Origin of the sequence: Streptomyces sp. NPDC058525 (assembly GCF_042719495.1) — a bacterium.
Lineage (GTDB): Bacteria > Actinomycetota > Actinomycetes > Streptomycetales > Streptomycetaceae > Streptomyces.
Window position 1 is genome coordinate 57,525 of the sequence record NZ_JBHXNP010000037.1, and the last position, 15,618, is coordinate 73,142.

General features: G+C 74.1%; 18 protein-coding genes. 1 reads left to right on the top strand and 17 read right to left on the bottom strand.

What is annotated here, in order from left to right; genetic code table 11:
- Nucleotides 1-21 precede the first annotated feature (21 nt).
- The 8 genes from ACFWP3_RS18910 to mobF all read right to left on the bottom strand — a co-directional run bounded on the left by ACFWP3_RS18910 (nt 22) and on the right by mobF (nt 9,123).
- Complete coding sequence (locus ACFWP3_RS18910) at nt 22-279, bottom strand: hypothetical protein (protein WP_384222212.1); 258 nt, start codon at nt 277-279, stop codon at nt 22-24.
- A 51-nt stretch (nt 280-330) separates the two neighbouring features.
- Nucleotides 331-903 carry a hypothetical protein gene (locus tag ACFWP3_RS18915; protein WP_384222214.1) on the bottom strand — a complete coding sequence of 191 codons (573 nt, stop codon included), beginning with the start codon at nt 901-903 and terminating at the stop codon, nt 331-333.
- 388 nt (nt 904-1,291) lie between these two features.
- Nucleotides 1,292-1,729: a hypothetical protein gene (locus ACFWP3_RS18920; RefSeq protein WP_384222216.1), complete on the bottom strand. Its 438-nt coding sequence runs from the start codon at nt 1,727-1,729 to the stop codon at nt 1,292-1,294.
- A gap of 129 nt (nt 1,730-1,858) precedes the next feature.
- The gene (locus ACFWP3_RS18925) at nt 1,859-2,206 is read right to left on the bottom strand and encodes a hypothetical protein (RefSeq protein ID WP_384222218.1); all 348 of its coding nucleotides are present in this window, start codon (nt 2,204-2,206) and stop codon (nt 1,859-1,861) included.
- A 392-nt stretch (nt 2,207-2,598) separates the two neighbouring features.
- On the bottom strand, nt 2,599-3,318 hold the full coding sequence (locus ACFWP3_RS18930; protein WP_384222221.1) for a hypothetical protein: 720 nt from the start codon (nt 3,316-3,318) through the stop codon (nt 2,599-2,601).
- A 132-nt stretch (nt 3,319-3,450) separates the two neighbouring features.
- Nucleotides 3,451-3,633 (bottom strand): hypothetical protein, encoded by a 183-nt coding sequence (locus ACFWP3_RS18935; RefSeq protein WP_384222223.1) that lies wholly within the window; start codon nt 3,631-3,633, stop codon nt 3,451-3,453.
- A gap of 70 nt (nt 3,634-3,703) precedes the next feature.
- Nucleotides 3,704-4,402, bottom strand: coding sequence for a hypothetical protein (locus tag ACFWP3_RS18940; protein WP_384222225.1), 699 nt, complete (start codon nt 4,400-4,402; stop codon nt 3,704-3,706).
- An 11-nt stretch (nt 4,403-4,413) separates the two neighbouring features.
- A complete protein-coding gene (mobF, locus tag ACFWP3_RS18945; RefSeq protein ID WP_384222262.1) occupies nt 4,414-9,123 on the bottom strand; it encodes a MobF family relaxase in 4,710 nt (1,569 codons plus the stop codon).
- A 465-nt stretch (nt 9,124-9,588) separates the two neighbouring features.
- On the opposite strand from mobF, the gene ACFWP3_RS18950 reads away from it, so the two are divergent.
- Nucleotides 9,589-10,230 (top strand): hypothetical protein, encoded by a 642-nt coding sequence (locus ACFWP3_RS18950; RefSeq protein ID WP_384222227.1) that lies wholly within the window; start codon nt 9,589-9,591, stop codon nt 10,228-10,230.
- An 85-nt stretch (nt 10,231-10,315) separates the two neighbouring features.
- Here the strand turns inward: ACFWP3_RS18950 and ACFWP3_RS18955 are convergent, their stop codons facing one another.
- From ACFWP3_RS18955 to ACFWP3_RS18995, 9 genes are all read right to left on the bottom strand, one after another.
- Nucleotides 10,316-10,723, bottom strand: a complete 408-nt coding sequence (locus ACFWP3_RS18955; protein WP_384222229.1) for a hypothetical protein — start codon at nt 10,721-10,723, stop codon at nt 10,316-10,318.
- Nucleotides 10,724-10,934: 211 nt separating this feature from the next.
- Complete coding sequence (locus ACFWP3_RS18960) at nt 10,935-11,237, bottom strand: hypothetical protein (RefSeq protein WP_384222231.1); 303 nt, start codon at nt 11,235-11,237, stop codon at nt 10,935-10,937.
- 269 nt (nt 11,238-11,506) lie between these two features.
- Nucleotides 11,507-11,863, bottom strand: coding sequence for a hypothetical protein (locus tag ACFWP3_RS18965; protein ID WP_384222232.1), 357 nt, complete (start codon nt 11,861-11,863; stop codon nt 11,507-11,509).
- A gap of 318 nt (nt 11,864-12,181) precedes the next feature.
- A complete protein-coding gene (locus tag ACFWP3_RS18970) occupies nt 12,182-12,448 on the bottom strand; it encodes a hypothetical protein (RefSeq protein ID WP_384222235.1) in 267 nt (88 codons plus the stop codon).
- Complete coding sequence (locus tag ACFWP3_RS18975; protein ID WP_384222236.1) at nt 12,449-12,649, bottom strand: hypothetical protein; 201 nt, start codon at nt 12,647-12,649, stop codon at nt 12,449-12,451. It abuts the gene before it with no gap.
- A 126-nt stretch (nt 12,650-12,775) separates the two neighbouring features.
- Nucleotides 12,776-13,060, bottom strand: a complete 285-nt coding sequence (locus ACFWP3_RS18980) for a hypothetical protein (RefSeq protein WP_384222238.1) — start codon at nt 13,058-13,060, stop codon at nt 12,776-12,778.
- Between the two features lie 379 nt (nt 13,061-13,439).
- Nucleotides 13,440-13,706 (bottom strand): hypothetical protein, encoded by a 267-nt coding sequence (locus ACFWP3_RS18985; protein ID WP_384222241.1) that lies wholly within the window; start codon nt 13,704-13,706, stop codon nt 13,440-13,442.
- Between the two features lie 299 nt (nt 13,707-14,005).
- Nucleotides 14,006-14,467 (bottom strand): hypothetical protein, encoded by a 462-nt coding sequence (locus ACFWP3_RS18990; RefSeq protein WP_384222243.1) that lies wholly within the window; start codon nt 14,465-14,467, stop codon nt 14,006-14,008.
- Nucleotides 14,468-14,883: 416 nt separating this feature from the next.
- Nucleotides 14,884-15,366: a DUF3846 domain-containing protein gene (locus tag ACFWP3_RS18995; RefSeq protein WP_384222245.1), complete on the bottom strand. Its 483-nt coding sequence runs from the start codon at nt 15,364-15,366 to the stop codon at nt 14,884-14,886.
- Between the last annotated feature and the right edge of the window lie 252 nt (nt 15,367-15,618).

Consider the following 15,618-nt stretch of genomic DNA (forward strand, 5'->3'; position numbering starts at 1 on the left):
GCGCTTCCGACCCCCTCGCAGTCAGCCGCCATGGCGCTCCCCGCGATCAGCGGGGACTTCCTCACCTCGTTCGCGGACGATCCCGAAGCCGCGATCGAGCTGGTGAAGGCGGCCACCGCCACGGGCGAGTTCACGGTGGGGCAGATCCTCGACGATGCGGTCGATACCGCGGTCCCCGGCCGGGCTGATGATCCTGCGCGCGCTGCAGATTGCGACCGATCCGAGCGCGGCGGCGGAGACATGTTTGGTGGCCGCCCGGCAGTTCGCTCTGGCGGTCATGGTCGCGTCCGCCGACCTGGCCGACGTCGCCGCCTGAGGCCTGCTCCGGGTTCAGCGGCTCTGGCGGGGACCGCGGCGAGGCCTGCCAGAGCCGCTTCGGGACGGCCGGACCGTGTCGCGGCCGGAGTCGGCGGCGGCACCGGCCGAGGAGAAGAGGCCCATCGCATCAGGCCGGGCCGGAGCGGGAACCTGCGCGGCCGGCTTGGTCGCGGCGGGCCGGGCGGGAGCGGTGGCGCAGGCGAGGATGCGGGCGTGCGGGATCAGCGGCGCGCAGCTCTCGCAGACTTCCTCCACGATCCACACCTGCCTCACGCTGGGGTCGTGGCGCAGGACCATCACGACGGCGCCGGAGCAGTGCACCTTGTGCGCGGCGTGCGCGTCGCAGCGCTGGGAGCGGCAGTGGCAGGCGGCGTTGGGCCGGACGGTGGCCGCCTTTGCGTGGGCGGCAGCGTGCTGGGCGGCGAAGCGGCGCAGGGTGGCCAGGTCGCGGGAGCGGGCCGGCATCCGGCAGGGCGCGGAGCAGGTCACGGTCGCCGAGCGGTCGGTGTGGCCGGTGAGGCGGACCGTCCAGCCCCGCCCGGGGATGCGCACGGGTGTGGAGGGTTCGCTGTTGGCGGTCGTCACGCGGAAGTCCGTTCTCGCAGGTCGATGGTGAGTTCGAGGACCACTATGTGCAACCCGCATGCCGCCGGGGCCACAGGTTTTCTCCCCGTGGGGGTGTGTTCCCAAGCGGTGAGTCGGCCTCTTCAAGGTGTGTCCCACCAGGCGGCCGGGAACCGGGCCACGACGCGCGAAAAGAGGCACCGAGAGCGCGAACAGGGCGTGCCGCACCACTCCGTGACGCCGCCGCCCCAGCCATGGAGGATGCGAGGTGCTCTCGGCCGAGGTGAAGCGGCTCCCTCGCCGGTGTCCGGGCGCAGTGCCCGCCACCTTCGGGCAGCCGCCGTCCGTGAAGGTCCGGGCCGGGTTCTTGTGCACGGTCCCGCGCGGGTCTGCTGCTCGCGCGGGGCCCCTACGGCTGGTTCTCCACGACCGGGAGGCCGACGTGGCGGTGCTCGACTTCCACACAGGTGTCGTCCTCGGCACGCAGGTACTCGGCAACTTGTTCGGCGACTGCCACGGAGCGGTGCCTGCCGCCCCTGCAGGCGACCGTCACCTTCACCAGCCGGCGGCGCGGCTCGGCGTAGCCGTGGAGGACGGCCCTGGTGGCGTCCATGATCTCGTTGATGACCGTGTTCGCGCCGGGTGTCGACAGGACGTGGCTGCGTACCTCGGGCTCCAGGCCGGTCCGGTAGCGCATCTGCGGGTCATGGTGCGGGTTGCGCAGTCGTCCTCCGATGTCGAAGAAGAGGCCGTCGCCGATGAGCTCGATGGCACCGGGGTGGAGCGTGCCCGCGGACTGCAGGACGACCTGGACAAGTCCGTTGTTCTCGATGGGGGTTCGGGTCATGCCTCCATCGTTGGCCCGGGCCGGACCGGGCGGAAGCCGTTGCCTGTTGCCAATGTGAGCCGGCCTGCGGATCCGCACGCCAGCACGCAGCGAAGAAGAAGGGCAGCGGCTGAGGCGGGGCAGGCCCGGTCAGGACCGTCGGCGCAGGCGGTCCAGGTCCGCGTCGAGGACAGCGAGGTCGGGATGGTCGCGCAGCTGCTGCTCGCGCGCCCAGTGGCCGAGGTCGGCCTTGTGGGCGCTGCGCACGTCGTCGATGGAGGTGCCGGTGAGGGTGGCGAGGGTGTCCATGTCGTCGCTGTGGAGTCCGTTGTAGCGGTTGGCGGGGGCGTAGGTGGCCGCGATGTCCGCGGCGCACCTGGAGCCGGCGGCGGTGAGGCGGTCGTAAAGCCACCGCCGGAAGGGGGTGTCCTGGTGCTGCCAGTCGGGGTCGTAATTGTCGTACTCGGGGTCGTCGTAGCCGGGGCCGATGGCGGGCATGGCCGGTCCTTTCAGGGGTCAGTGGTACGGGGGTGTGGTGGTGCCGGGCAGGCTGGAGTGGACCGGCATCCCGGCCGGGTGCCGGGATGCCGGTGCGCTCAACTCGGCCTCGTGTGGCGTGTTATCGGGCTCTTGGGGTTCGCCTTCGCCGGGTTTCCTGCTCCCCTACACTCGCTACCCGGTCCGTCGTGAAGGGGAGTGCGGCGCGCGAGGTGTCCGGCGACACTCCGATCTACGCGTTGCTCGTTCGGGAGCGCGGGGATGTGCCGCTGAGGCCCAGCGGGTCGCGGCCCAGCTGCTCGCCGAGACCGGCCGGGCCGTGGACTTCCGCTCGGTGCGCGTGATCTGAGCAGGAGGGACCGGCCGCCTGGGGCGGCCGGTCCTGGGTGGTGTCAGGCGGTGCGGTGGCGCATGGCGATCACGGTGCAGTCGTCGCGGTAGCCGTCGGCGTCCAGTGCGGCGGCGTCGGCCAGGGCGTCGGCCAGGGCCTGCGGATCGTCGGCGTGGGTGCGGCACAGCGCCGTCATCGTCGCCGGGTCCACGTGGTCGGGGATGCCGTCCGAGACGAGCAGGACGAGGTGGTCTTCCGGGATCTCCGTGACGCTGCACGTCGCCCAGCCGGCCTGCGCGAGGCCGAGCCGGGTGCAGTCGTCGTAGACCGCGGTGAGGTCGGGGGCGAAGCCGCGCCGGGTCCGCAGGTAGTTGGCCATGGTCATGTCGGTGGTCACCAGGGTGACCGCGCCGTCCTTGACCGAGTAGACCCGCGCGTCGCCGATCCAGTACACGGCGCTGGTCCGGCCCGGCTCCATGCTCACGTAGACGGCGCTCGTGTGCGGCACCGTGGTGTGGGCCTGCGCCATCATCCCGGCGGTGGTCAGTGCGGCCAGGCCGCCCTGGACCATGCCCATCTGCGTGATGACCGCGGGCACCGTCGCGGCGTAGCGGACGGCTTCCTTGCCGTGGCCTGCGCTGTCGACGACGGCGGCCGTCACCCGGTCGCCTCGCCGCTGGAAGTCGGCGCCGTCCGCGTACGGCGGCTCGGTGCCCGGACGTCGCGCCATTCCCACGAGCACGGCCTCGGTGCGTACTGTGGGGTTGGTGGTCTTCGTCATGGCTGTGTCTCCTTCGCCTCGCGGGGCCCCGGAGCGGGCCCGCGCTGAGTACCGCTGGGAGCACTGGAGAGGCAAAGAATGGGTTACTTCACGAAACTGGGGCTGGTGTGACGCGTGAGGTCCGCGCTGGGGTCACTCCCCCTCCACCTCCCGGTGGATGAAGACGTAGCGCCCGGCCGGCGGGTCCGGGACAGGCTTGCAGGGCTTGGACGTCGACGGCGCTGCTTCCGCCTTCGTGAGGACCCGGTCGTCGTCCTCCGCTCCGGCGGGGTCGCTCGGCCGGGGTCCCAGGCTCAGGGGAATCGACGCGGTCACGACCGCGTCGTCCGGCAGGCCGGTCCGGCGTCTCCCGCAGCTGTCCGACCGTCCGTGCCGGGGCCCGGCCCTACCGCTCCAGCACCGGGCGCGGGGGCCTGATCAGGACGCGCGGATTGAGGAGCCCGGGGGTGAAGCCGCGGCGGAGGTAGGCGCGGTGGGCGGCCGGACTGCTGGCGACGACGACCAGTCCTGCCCGGTGGGTGTCGGCCAGGCGCAGCGCCTGGTGGACGAGGCGGCCGCCTGAGACAGGGTCGTCGTCGTGCGCGGCAAGGTTCCCGGCCTCCCACCAGAGGTGTCCGGTGTGGGTGCGCAGGTGCTTGAGGGTGTCGGTGAGGGAGGTAAGAGCGCGGGTGTGCCGGAGCAGGTTGCCGGTCTCCACGAGCAGGGAGAGCGTGATGCCGAAGCCGAGCACGACGGTGGTGAGCGGCCAGAAGTTGCTCTCCATGGCCCATGCGGCGGCCTTGAGCGGGAGCCATATCCAGGCGAGGTGGATGGCCAGGCCTGCGGTGAGGACAGCCGTGCACGCGGCCTGGCGGGTGAAGGGGATGCGGGGGCCGGTGACGGAGACGGTGGCGGTGCCGTGGGCGAGCAGGCGTCCGGCGGCGTGCTGCGTGGCGAGGGTGAGCAGCCACAGCCAGCAGGCGGCGGGCCGGGTCAGCGGGTGCAGGGACGGGGGTCCCAGGCGGCGTTGGAGGAGGGCGGCGAGGCGGGGCAGGTCGCGCCAGCGTGGCCGCAGGTGGCCGGGGAGGTGCAACTGGAGGGTCATGGTGGTCCGTTTCAGCGGGTCGGGCGCTGCGGGCCCGGGCGGTGGTTGTCGGGCGGGGGCCGCTCGTGGAGGGGCGAGGCCGGGGGCAGGAGGTGGGCGCGGGCCGCGGCGGTGCGTTCGCGCATCTGCTCCAGACGGCGGGCGACGCGGGCGTGGGTGTAGAGGTCGATGGCGTCGGTGAGGTGGTCCCATTCCTCGCCCGCGAGGCCTTCGGGGCGGGGGCCGAGGATGTCGGGTCCGGCGCGGTGGTGGCGCCGCCGGTAGTCGGCCAGGGCGCTGATGAGCTTGGTGAAGGTGCGCTGCTCGTCCTCATCGTCCTCGCCGGGCGGGGTGATCTCCTCCATCCATCCTTCGGGGGCGCTTTCGCCGGCGAGGGCTGCGACGAGGGCGGTGCGGGCGAGCTTGGCGTCGAGGGCGGCGTAGGTGAGGGGGGCGACGCCGAAGGGGTCGCGCAGGGCCGGGTGTGCGGGCAGGGGCCCGGCCGGGGGCGGGGCGTCGAGGTGGTCGAGGGCGGCCGCGAGGACCTGGTGGGCGGGCGCGCCGGGGGGCGGGAGGTGCTCGGCGGGGCGGCGCCGTCCGGTGAGGGCGCGGATGCGTGCGTCGAGGTCGTCCCAGTCGGCGGCCTGTTCGGGGTCGGCCGGGCGCGGGCCGAGGCCGGGGACGCCGGTGATGGCGTGGCGGGTGCGCCACAGCTCCACCAGGGCGGCGGTGGTGGCCCAGGCGTGGCGGCGGCGCGGTGAGCGCGTGGAGGGCGGCGGGCCGAGCGGGCGTGCCCATGCGGGCGGGTTGCCGGCGAGGGTGTGGCCGCGGTCGGCCAGCGAGCGGGCCAGGATGCGGTGGCGTTCGGCGAGATGGGTGCGCCAGTGGGCGGGGGTGCCGGGGTGGGTCAGAGCGTGGGAGTCGGCAACCCAGTCGGGTATCTCGCCGCGGGTGCGGTAGTGCGGCGCGTGGTCGGGCAGGCGTTCGCGCAGGCGCAGTTCGGCGTCGATCCGGGCGGTGACAGCCTGGGCGCGCGCCAGGGCGGCCCGGGCGGAGTGCTGTCGCCGGCCGGTGGCGGCGCGGCGTTCGGCGGCCTGGCGGCGGGCGGCGGTGAGCGACTGGCCCGCGCTGTGGGGGCGGTTCGGGGAGCGCTCGCGCTGGTAGTCCTCGCGGGCGCGGTCGCGCCAGGCCATCGCACGGCGCAGCTGGGTCTCGGCGGTCAGGGCGGTGATGGTGGCCCGGGCGGCATCGGAGAGCGGGTGTCCGGTGGCGGCCGCGCTGTGCAGCTGGGTGCGGACGGTGGCCATCTGGGAGGCTAGTTCGCCGCTGGTGAGGGGGCCGAGCGGCCGGTCTGGCCAGGCGGGATGGGTGGTCTTCTGGCGGGTGGTGACGGGGGTGGGCAGGTGGGTGAAGGCGGCGTCGGCGGCCCGCAGGGCTTCCTGGGCGGCGGCGCGATGGCCGTCGGCGAGCTGCCTGAGGGTGTCGAGCTGGGCCCGGGAGAGCGCGGCCAGGGCGCTGTCGCGGGCGGTGTGGCGGGCCTGTTCGACGTCGGTCAGGGCTTCGCGCAGCCTCCAGGTCAGCACGGCGGAGACGTCGTCGGCGTCGGCGAAGCCGCGCTTGGGGACGGTGCGGGCGAGGAGTCGGGGCAGGGCGAACCCGGCGCGTTCGGCGTCGTGGAGCGCGCGGACGAGGGCGGGGTAGGCGTCGGCGGCCATGAACTGTGCTGCCCGGTCGGCGCCGAGGATCTGTTCGAGGGCCCCGGTGAGGCGGGCGGCGGTGGCTTTCTCGGTGACGTCGGCGTACTCGGCGGACAGCTGGTTGGGTGCGCTGATCTCGCGCTGCAGGGCGGCGATCTGCTCGGTCGCGGTCAGCTGCGCACTGCGGCGGGCGGCGACGGTGGCAAGGACGTCGTCGAGGTGGTCGCCGTCGTCGATGGCCATGTAGAGGCGGTTGGTGCGCCGTCCGCGGGTCAGCTGGACGTAGACGCCCTCGCGGTTGGAGCGGGCGGAGGCCAGGGCGTGGGAGGTGTCGACCGTCATGCCCTGGGCGCGGTGGATGGTGGAGGCGTAGCCGAGCTCGGCTTGGGCGGTGAGGTAGTCGGCGGGCAGGGTGATGCGGCCGCGGTGCTGGGTGTGCCGGACGATCGCAGCGCCGTCGGCGAGGATCTGCTCGACGGTCCAGGTGTCGCCGTTCTTGACGAAGTCCTTGCCGCCGCGCACGGTCATGCGGCGCCGGTTGAGACGGGTGACGATGATGTCGCCGACGTGCGCGCGCGCTCCGGTGCGCAGGGGGACCGAGTGGCTGGTGTCGAGGTCCCCCTTGGCGATGTGCCAGGCCTGGGCGCGCTGGTTGAGCTCGGTGACGGTGGCGTTGTCGGCGGCGGTCATCAGCGAGGCAATGCCGCGGCTGGTGTCGCCTGCCCACGCGGTGAACACGGCGTCGCACATGGCCTCGTGGCGTCCGGCGACGATCCGGCCCTTGCTGCGGTACCAGTCGAATGCCGATCGGGGGTCTTCGCCGTCGCGCAGGGTGAGGGAGGCGTCGCCTTCGCCGGAGACGGTGAAGCGGTGCAGGCGGTCCAGTTCGACGGTGGCGCCCGCCTGGGAGATGAGCCGCAGTGCGCCTCCGGCTTCGACGGCGGCGAGCTGGTGCGGGTCGCCCAGGAGGCGGACGACGGCGCCGGCGGCGGCCGCGTCGGCGAGGATCCGGTCCAGGAGCAGGGTGCCGGCCATGCCCGCTTCGTCGACGAGGACGACGTCGCCCGGGCGCAGGGCGAAGTCCGCCTCCACGGTGTGGCCGTCGGCCACCTGGGCGCGCTGGTGGAGCCAGGAGTGCAGGGTGTGGGCGCGGCGCTGCAGGTCGGTGGCGAGGACCTGGGCGGCGCGGGAGGACGGGGCGAGCGGGATCAGGCGGCCGCCGGTCGCGTCGACGGCGGCTGCGACCAGCCTCATGGCGGTGGTCTTGCCCGCGCCGGCGGGGCCCAGTCCGGCGAGCAGCAGGCGGTCGGAGAGGACGAAGGACGCGGCCAGGGCCTGCTGTCCGGCGTCCATGGGGCCTTGGTGGAGGGCGGCGGTGCGGTGGAAGGTGCCGTGGGCTACGGGCGGGATCACCCGGCTGCGGGCTCCGGCGAGGAGGCGGTGTTCGGCGGCCAGGAGGGAGTGGGTGGTGTAGGTGGCCGAGCCGATGGGCCGGTAGATGCTGCTGCCGTCCGGGCGGACGAGGTCGGGGTGGGAGGGGTTGATCTCGGGTGGGGTGATGTCCAGGCAGTCGCCGTGCGCGAGGACGCGGTCGGTGATCTCCTCGGCCAGTTGGGGCCCGGCCGTTGCCCCGCGCAGGGTCCGCATCAGGTAGCGGCGGGCCTCCGCGAGGACGTGGCGGCGCCTGAAGGTGGTGCGCCGCTCGGTCACGGCCGCGAGCACCTCGGCGGCGGCCGCGGTGAGGTCAACGCTCGCCGCGGCAGGCTGGTGAGGGTCGGGGGCGAGGGCGGCTGCCGCTGCCTGTGCTGCGGTGAGCAGGTGGTCAACGGTGTCCTGGTCGGTCACGGCGATGGCCCGGCGCCGCCAGGTGGCGAGCAGGTCGTCCAGAGGGCGGGCCTTGCCCTTGGGCGGACGGGTCATCAGCGTGGCCCGCTGCTGCAGCCGGATCCGGGCGCCGGCGTCCGGCTGACGGCCGTGGCGGCGCCGGTAGTCGTCGAACAGGCCCTCGGCCATGGTCCGCACGGCGCCCGCACGGCTGGCGAACTCGGCACGGATCCTCGGGTCGATGCCGACGATCCGCATGACCGGCCGCCTGCCGGGCGTGACCACCACCTCCTCCGCGGCCAGGCCCAGCCGGTCGCAGATCAGCTCCAGGGCGCGCTGGTTGAACAGCTCGCTGGCGGCGACGATTTCCCGCAGCAGCAGGCGTGAGTCCAGGTTCCGCCACCGCCCGTCCGGCCCTTTCACGCGCGGACTGATCACGACGTGCTCGTGGAGCATCGGGTCCCCGGCACGCGATTCGTAGTGGAGATAGACCGTCGCCATCAGGCCCGGCTCGGCCCGGTGCTGGGCGATCCCGGCCGGTCCGGTGCGTACGGCCAGCGCATGGTTCTCCACCCAGACCAGGGTCTCCGACCGTGCCTGGGCCAGCACCTCCAAGACGATGCGCCGTACCTCGGGGCTGCCGAGCGCGAACAGCAGCGAGAGTTCTTCCGAGGCGAAGGTGAGGTCCCAGCCGGTCACCGCGCGGCGCTGCGGCCCGGTCCGCGCCGCCAGGTACCGGCCGAGTTCCTCGCCGTCGGCGGGGGTGCGGTGGTACTCGGCTTCGAAGGCGAGCGCCGCGGTGCGGTGGGTGAGCTCGCGCCGCTCCGACTTCGTCAGCGGCCGGCACAACCGGGCGGCCGCGAGGTCGAGGACCTCCTCGATCGCCTTGTCCAGCGGCGACTGCTCGGACAACTGGGGTACGGCCCGACCCAGCTTGGCCGCCTTGAAGGCCTGGCGGGTCGAGGCTCCCCGGGCCAGCTCGGCAGCGATCCGCTCCTCGGCATCGGGATGCATGCCCAGGCCGAACAGCGCCCTCATCTGCGGCTCGGTGACCTCCCCTGCCAGCCCCATCGCGGCCGCGGCCCGGCCGGCCCACACCCCGGCCGGTACTCCCGGCTGGCTCGAGGACACGGCCGGCTCACCACCATGGACCCCGTCGCCCGCAGCGACGTTGCTCCGGTAGTAGCGGTAGTTCTCGGCCGTCACGGCCGCCCCGGTCATCCCCACACAGGCAGTCGACCAGCCCGGCAAGGCCCTGGAGGGCGCCGGGCCGGTTCCTCCCAGGGCCTTGGAAGGGAATCTCCCCACGCGTCCCGTCCGGCGGGAAATCCATGCCGGCGCAGGGGTGCGGGCCGATAGTGCCAGAGGTGTGCTGCGCACCAGGGACCGCAGACCGGGGACACGCCTCACCCCCACCACGGCCGACCGGACACCCTCACCCACACCCCGGCCAATACGCCGAGCAGCAGGCGGGGAGCACCAGGGCCCAGCCCTGGACGCTGGTGTGCCCGGCCTTCCTGTGGTGCTGGTTGGAGGGGCTTGTCCCGTGAGCGGGACCGGGCAGGGCGACAGGAGTGCTACGGGGTGGGACGCGGGCGGCTGCCGCCGGACTTGGGGGTGTGGGCGTCTCCAGACTGGCGGCAGGTGGGTCCGCGTCCGGCGGGCCTGATGGCCAGGAGGTGGCGTGTGGCAGCGAGCAAGAGCAAGGCGCGGGGCGGCAAGGAGCTGGTGTCGCGGCGCCGGGCGGCGTTGGCGCGGGCTGCGCTGCGGGTGTCGGCGGAACGGGAGGCTGCGGAGCGGGCCGAGGCGGAGCGGCTGGCGCGGGAGGCGGAGTTCGACGAGCTGGCGGCGGACTTCGAGCTGGCGCGGGAGGACGAGGACCAGGTCGCGGCCGAGGTGGAGGCGGAGCTGCGGAAGGTGCGTGAGCGCGGGCAGGCGCGGATCCAGGAAGTACGTCTGGTGGCGGCGCGGGTGGTGGTGGCGATGGGTGAGAAGGGCGAGACCGTGGCCGGGTGCGCGCGACGGCTGGGTGTGGGGGCGGACCGGGTCAAGGAGTTGCGGAGGCTGGGCCGGGAGGAGGAGGGCGCCGTCGAGGACGGGGCGCCGGTGGAGGCGGGGGCCTCCCGGGAGACGGTCGGGGCGGTGCCGCGGCCGCGGGGCGCGGCACCGGAGGTGACGGAGCGGGTGGGGGCGGCTGCGGAGGGTCGGAGGACGGGGCCCGGGGCGGCTGCTCCTCCCCCGCCCGTGCCGGCCGGGCCGTCGGCCGGTGCGCAGGAGGTGGTGCTGCCCGGCGGTGGGGATGCGCTGTGGCAGGGGTCGTCGGGCTGACGCGGGCTGGGAACGGCGGCGGCCCCAGCTGCCGCTGGAGGGTGCGGCGGCCGGGGCCGGGGTGGTGCTGGTGTGGGGTGTGGGGTCAGGACTGCCAGGGGGCGGCGGGGCGGCGCTGGGGCGCGGGCTGCTGCGGGGCGGCGGGCTGCGGGGCGGTGGGCTGGGGCCAGGGCGCGGCCGCCTGCTGAGGTGCAGCCGACTGGTGGGGCGCGGCCGGTGCGGTGTGATGGCCGGAAGCGGGGGCGGTGTCGCGGTAGTAGATGGTGACGGGGGCGCCGTCGGCGACGTGGATGCGCTCGTGGATGCCGGGCGGGGTGAGGACGAAGACGACGGTGTCGTCGCGGAGGGTCCGGGTGCGGATGAGCGGCGGTGGGAGGGTCACCTCCTCGGTGATGCCGGTGTTGGGGTCGGTCTCGGGGACCGTGATGTGGTCGACGGTGGTGAACAGGCCGTTCAGGGCGGCGAGTTCGTTGATCGTCGTCTGGTGCTGCACGGTGGGCTCCCCCTTCTGCGTGTGGTGTGGCTGGTGGCGGCGGATTCCTTGTGACGGTAGGCGCGGTGGTGGGGGTGTGCGGGGGTGGTGGGTGGCCGGGTGCCGGGGGGTGGGACGCGGGCTGGGGTGGCGGGTGCTGCAGGCGGGAAACACGCGTCGGCCCCGCGCCTGCCGGTGGTGTCCGGTGGGCGCGGGGCCGGGCTGGGGTGGGTCAGTTGTCGTTGTCGGCGGGGATCAGGCAGGCGGTGGGGACGGTGACGCGAGCGCGGCGGGTGTTGTCGGCCGGGCGGCGGTGTCCGGCGCGGTGGTCGCGGCGCAGGGCTTCGGTCGAACTCGCGTCGAGGTACAGGGTGCAGCGGCCGGGCTTGTTGGCTGTGTCCTCGATGGTGCCGGTGAGGTTGGCCAGGACCAGCGGGGTGATGTTGCTGATGATGCGGGCGCGGCCGCCGGGGGTGATGGTCTGTGCGGTGGTGAGGGGGATCTCGTCGACGGTGGCCTTGGGCGTGTCGGACATGGTGGTGCCTTCCTGGTGAGGGTGCGGTCCGGGGGTTCCGGGGCGCGGGTTGTGGGATCACCGTGTGGGGGTTGCGGGTTAGCCCCGCAAGCCGTTCGCGGCCGGGGCTGGGAGTGGGGCGGCCCCGTGCCGGGGACGGGTGACTCCGGGGCGCGGGGCCGGGCAGCAGCCTCAGGGCCGGGGCGGGCGCTGGCACCGCTTCGGGGTGCGGGCACGTAGCGCTTGTGCGGGCCGGTGGGATGCGATCGACGTCCGGGCGGCGCTGGTGGTTAGGCCTCGGTGGGCTGGTCTGGCGCGGCAAGCTGGTGACCGGCCGGGGTGATGGCAGCGAGCGAGGCGAGCAGCCCGGTGAGGTCGGCCGTGAGGTCGGACAGCTGCGAGGTGTAGATGTCGGTCCAGTGGTCGCCGTTGGCGGGGGCGGGGTAGTGCCGTGCCCACAGTCCGGTGTGCTCCTCAGGAGGGTAGAGGGTGTGGCCGTCGTGGTCGCTGATCCAGATCTCGCCGGGCAGGTGGCCGAGGTTGAGGGTGAGCGCGGAGTGCGGGTGCGGAACGTCGGCGTTCGTCACAGCGTATCCAGCGGTGATGAGGGCGGCGCGAATCAAGGTGTCGGTGGTTTCGGTGGGCACGGCAGATTCCCTTCAGGGGACGGGCAGTCTTTGCAGTAGCCGCCTCGGGTTGCATAAGGGGGTGGCCTGGGACCCGGGCGGGGGTTGATGAGCGGCACGGTGAGGGTGCGGGGTGTAAGAGGGGCAAGCCCGCGGGCGCGGCCGGCCGGGCGTGTTGGTGGCGCGGGCGGGGCGCGGTGCGGTGGCGGGACCGGGAGGCCGGTTATGAAGCGGCCCCGGCGCCGCCAGGAGCGGGGGCCGGGGCCGGGGGTGAGGCGGTCCGGGATGAGGCGCCCCGGGTGGGCAAGAAGGCTGGTGCTGGTGTGGAGGGCGCGGAGGTCAGGAACGCGGCGTGCCGACCGGGGGCGTGGTGGTCTGCGGAGCGCGGTCCAGTTTGAAGGCGAAGCAGCGGGAGACCTCGTGCCGCCGGTAGTGGCGGGGCGGGAACCCGTCGCGGAAGTCGACGAGGACGCCTGAGTTCTCCACGGCGGTGACCGTGCCAGTGGGCCAGTGGCCGGAGGCGAGCCCGTCATAGGTCAGCCGGTCGCCTACCCCTACGGGGGCCTGGAACTCTCCGCCGGTGTACCGCACGTACCGGACCAGCACCTAGGTATTGGCGGGTACCTGCAGGGCCCGCTCGGTGAGCGTGTCGGCCAAGTGCTCCCGGATGACGGCGTACAGCGGCTGCGTGCGATACGAGTTCTGCGGGTCGTATACGCCCCGGGCCAGACGCTCGAAGAGCGGGCGCAGGTGTCCGGCGTCCGGAGCGAGGCGGGCGAACGCGAGCCGCATGCCCTCGTTGTCCAAGCCGGGCGGGTAGTCCCGGTTGTCGGCGTCGGCGAGCAGGAGGTCCGCGCACTCTCGGGCGATGTCGGCGGGGTGGCGGGGCGCACCGTGGGCGGGTGTCCGTGGTGCGGGGGCCGGGCTGCAGCATCAGGTGCGGGGCGGGCGCCGGTAGCGCTTCGGCGTTCGGGTCAGGTATCGGGGGTTGGGGCTGGTCGGGCGGTAGATGTCCTCGCGGCGGTGACGGGTGAGATAGGGCGCGTGCGGGGAGGTCATGTAGACCGGGAGGGGTCCGGAGCCGCGGCCGTAGGTGGCGACGATCGGCTTGGCCGGGTCGGAGTAGTAGACGGTGGCCTTCATCCACTGGTCGCGGCGGCGCAGCCTGCGCAGTCGGCGGCGGGTGATTCGGGCGCGGGCGGCACGGATGGCGGGCATGGGGTGGGCTCCTCTGGAAGGGGTGGACGGGGTGAGCGCACCGTGCCGGCGCCGGGGGTTAGGGCAGCAACACGGGCTCCGGGCTGGGGTCCAGGCGGGCCGGGCAGGCGCCGGGCGGCGGGACGGTCGAGCGAGGCCGGTGACGGGCGGAGCGGGCCCGGCCGCCGGAGGGGGCTGGGAAGTCCGGGCTGGAGGCCGCCCGGGGAGCACGAAGGCCCCGCGCCGAAGGGAGCGGGGCTGGGAGCGGGCCGGGGTGGCCAGGGACGGGTGAGGCGGGCCAATCCCGGGCGCCAGGCCGGGCAGGAGCAGGGCGCAGCCGGGGTGCGGAACACGGAGCGACCCCGGCACCGCAGACGCGGGACCGGGGCCGGGGCGGCCGTCAGAAGAGCGGGTGTTGGCCGTTGGCGATGCTGTACAGGTCGGCCAGGGTGGTGTCCGGCACCGGGTTGGAGACGACACTCACGGCGTACTCGCACGCCGCCTGCTCCTGCTCTGGCGTCGCCTTGTACGTGGCGTTGACCGCCTTCATAGCGTGGCCAGTATCGGGGTAGCGCTCGACGAACGCGGAAAAGTCGGCGGGCAAGGTATCGATGGTGTCCTCGATGCGGGCGGTGACGGGTGCGGCGCGCTGGACGTGGGTGGTCACGGAGGGCTCCTCGTGTGGTGGTGGGCTGGTGGGGGGGCCGGGCCGCGCGGCGGCGGGAGGGGGCCCGCAGGGGCCGCGCGGCCCGGCTGGCGGCCGGTCGCTCACGGCACACGGAGGGGGGTTCCGTGCGGGGCGTAACCGGCCGAGCCGACTGTCATACATGCCGGGGTTAGCCCCGCAACCCCCGGGCGGGGCCTGCCCGGCCGGCGCACGGACGGACGGGCGGGCGGTGCGGGTCGGGTATGGAACGGCCCCCGCGCCGCGGTATGCGGTGCGGGGCCGGACGGGGGTGGGGGACGCTAGCGGCCACACGTGGTGCAGAGCGCGGGGCGCGGGTGAGCGGCGTTCGCGGCCTCCACGTCGTCGGTCTCGGCGGCGGCCCATGCGCCGCGCTGCGCGGCTTCGGTGGCGGCGGCGTGCGCGGCGTCCATGAGGGAGGCGTGCGTGGTGACCTCGACGGTGTCGCCGTAGGTGGTGCGGTGGCGCCACAGGGTGGAGTCGGCGTCGAGCGGTGCGAGCCCGGCGACCATGCAGGAGTGGGGGTTGGACAGGTGGGCGCTGATGAGGAACTCGGTGCCGTCGGCGCGGTGTCCGAGGCGGGCGAACACTCGGTAGGGGCCGAGGGTGCGTACCTCGACGCTGGTGCGCGTGGCCTGGGCTTCGAGGGCCTTGGCGGCGGCCCATACCTGTTCCTCGATCGGCTGCCAGGTGTTGAGGCGCGGGGATGGTGTGTGTACGGCGGTGCGGGCGGTGCGGGTCATGTGGGGCTCCGTTCTGGTGGGACCGGGGAAGCTGCGGGGTTCATCGGAGGTCCGGCGGGGGTTGGTCGCGGCGGGGGCCGGGCCGCGCCGTGGGGGAGGGGGTAGACCGCGTTCACGCGGCCCGGCCGGGGCCGGTCGCTCACGGCACACGGGAGGGGGTTCCGTGCGGGGCGTAACCGGCTGAGCCGACTGTCGTACGCGGACTGGTTAGGGCTGCAACCCCTTCCTCGTTGGGTGGGGATCGGGGTTACTCAGAGGGGATTGTTGGGTGTGGGGTGGTCAGTTGGCCGGCCGGGGCGCGGGGTGTGCGCCGCCCGTGGGGGCGCGGTCACGGCAGCCCGGGGCGGCAGGGCGGACATGGGGGCGCCCCGGGCCCTTGAGGGGCGCGGGGCGGCTGGGGAAGGGCTTGCCTGGGGTTAGAGGGCGTTGCGGGTGGCGGTGATGGCGGGGGCGAAGGCGGGGCTGTCGAGGCTGAACGGCCACAGGGGCAGGTGAAGGTGGTTGTCGCGCCACCAGGCGGTGGCCGCCGCGATGGCGTTGTGGGTCTGGTCGGCGAGCGGAGCGGAAAGCGGGGTGAAGTTGCCGTCGTGGTCTTCGGTGCCCGTGATGACGGCGGGGCCGACCAGGAGGTAGGGGAGCTGGGCGCCGTGCCAGGCGGAGGCGAGTGTCCAGGCGACCGGGTTGAGCGGGAGACGCTGGGCGATGCCGTTGCCGTGGACGTGGAGGACGGCGTCCGGGTGGTAGTAGGTGGCCTCGGGCAGCCCGCCGAGGTGCTTCATGCGCCAGGCGAACTGGCTGTCGGTGGGCAGGGTGAGGGGCGTGGACGGGGCGTCGGGGGTGATCCCGGTCTGGGGGTCCAGGGGCGGGATGAACAGGGCGGCGGCCGGGGTGGCGGTCACGGGGGTCCTCCGTTGTGGTTGCGGCTGTTGACGGGCCGCAGCCTGCACGGGAGAGGCGTTAGCCAGGCAAGGACAGACCCCCCGGGGCCAGACCACCCGCACAGCCCGGCTTGCGATGGTGCGGCCGCGAGTCTGGCCGGGGCGGCGGTGGGCCAGATGTTTGTAAGCACTTCTTTTGGGACCAGAGTTCCGAGTTCTTTTGGCTCCAGTGAGCGGGTGCTGGGGGCGTGCGGGAGGTGGGTTCACGCCCCC

Coding starts and splice junctions, on each gene's coding strand:
- ACFWP3_RS18925 (WP_384222218.1), bottom strand. CDS start 2,206: ATGCCCGCCATCGGCCCCGGCTACGACGACCCCGAGTACGACAATTAC.
- ACFWP3_RS18930 (WP_384222221.1), bottom strand. CDS start 3,318: ATGACGAAGACCACCAACCCCACAGTACGCACCGAGGCCGTGCTCGTG.
- ACFWP3_RS18940 (WP_384222225.1), bottom strand. CDS start 4,402: ATGACCCTCCAGTTGCACCTCCCCGGCCACCTGCGGCCACGCTGGCGC.
- ACFWP3_RS18910 (WP_384222212.1), bottom strand. CDS start 279: ATGACCGCCAGAGCGAACTGCCGGGCGGCCACCAAACATGTCTCCGCC.
- ACFWP3_RS18980 (WP_384222238.1), bottom strand. CDS start 13,060: ATGCCCGCCATCCGTGCCGCCCGCGCCCGAATCACCCGCCGCCGACTG.
- ACFWP3_RS18990 (WP_384222243.1), bottom strand. CDS start 14,467: ATGACCCGCACCGCCCGCACCGCCGTACACACACCATCCCCGCGCCTC.
- mobF (WP_384222262.1), bottom strand. CDS start 9,123: ATGACCGGGGCGGCCGTGACGGCCGAGAACTACCGCTACTACCGGAGC.
- ACFWP3_RS18920 (WP_384222216.1), bottom strand. CDS start 1,729: ATGACCCGAACCCCCATCGAGAACAACGGACTTGTCCAGGTCGTCCTG.
- ACFWP3_RS18960 (WP_384222231.1), bottom strand. CDS start 11,237: ATGTCCGACACGCCCAAGGCCACCGTCGACGAGATCCCCCTCACCACC.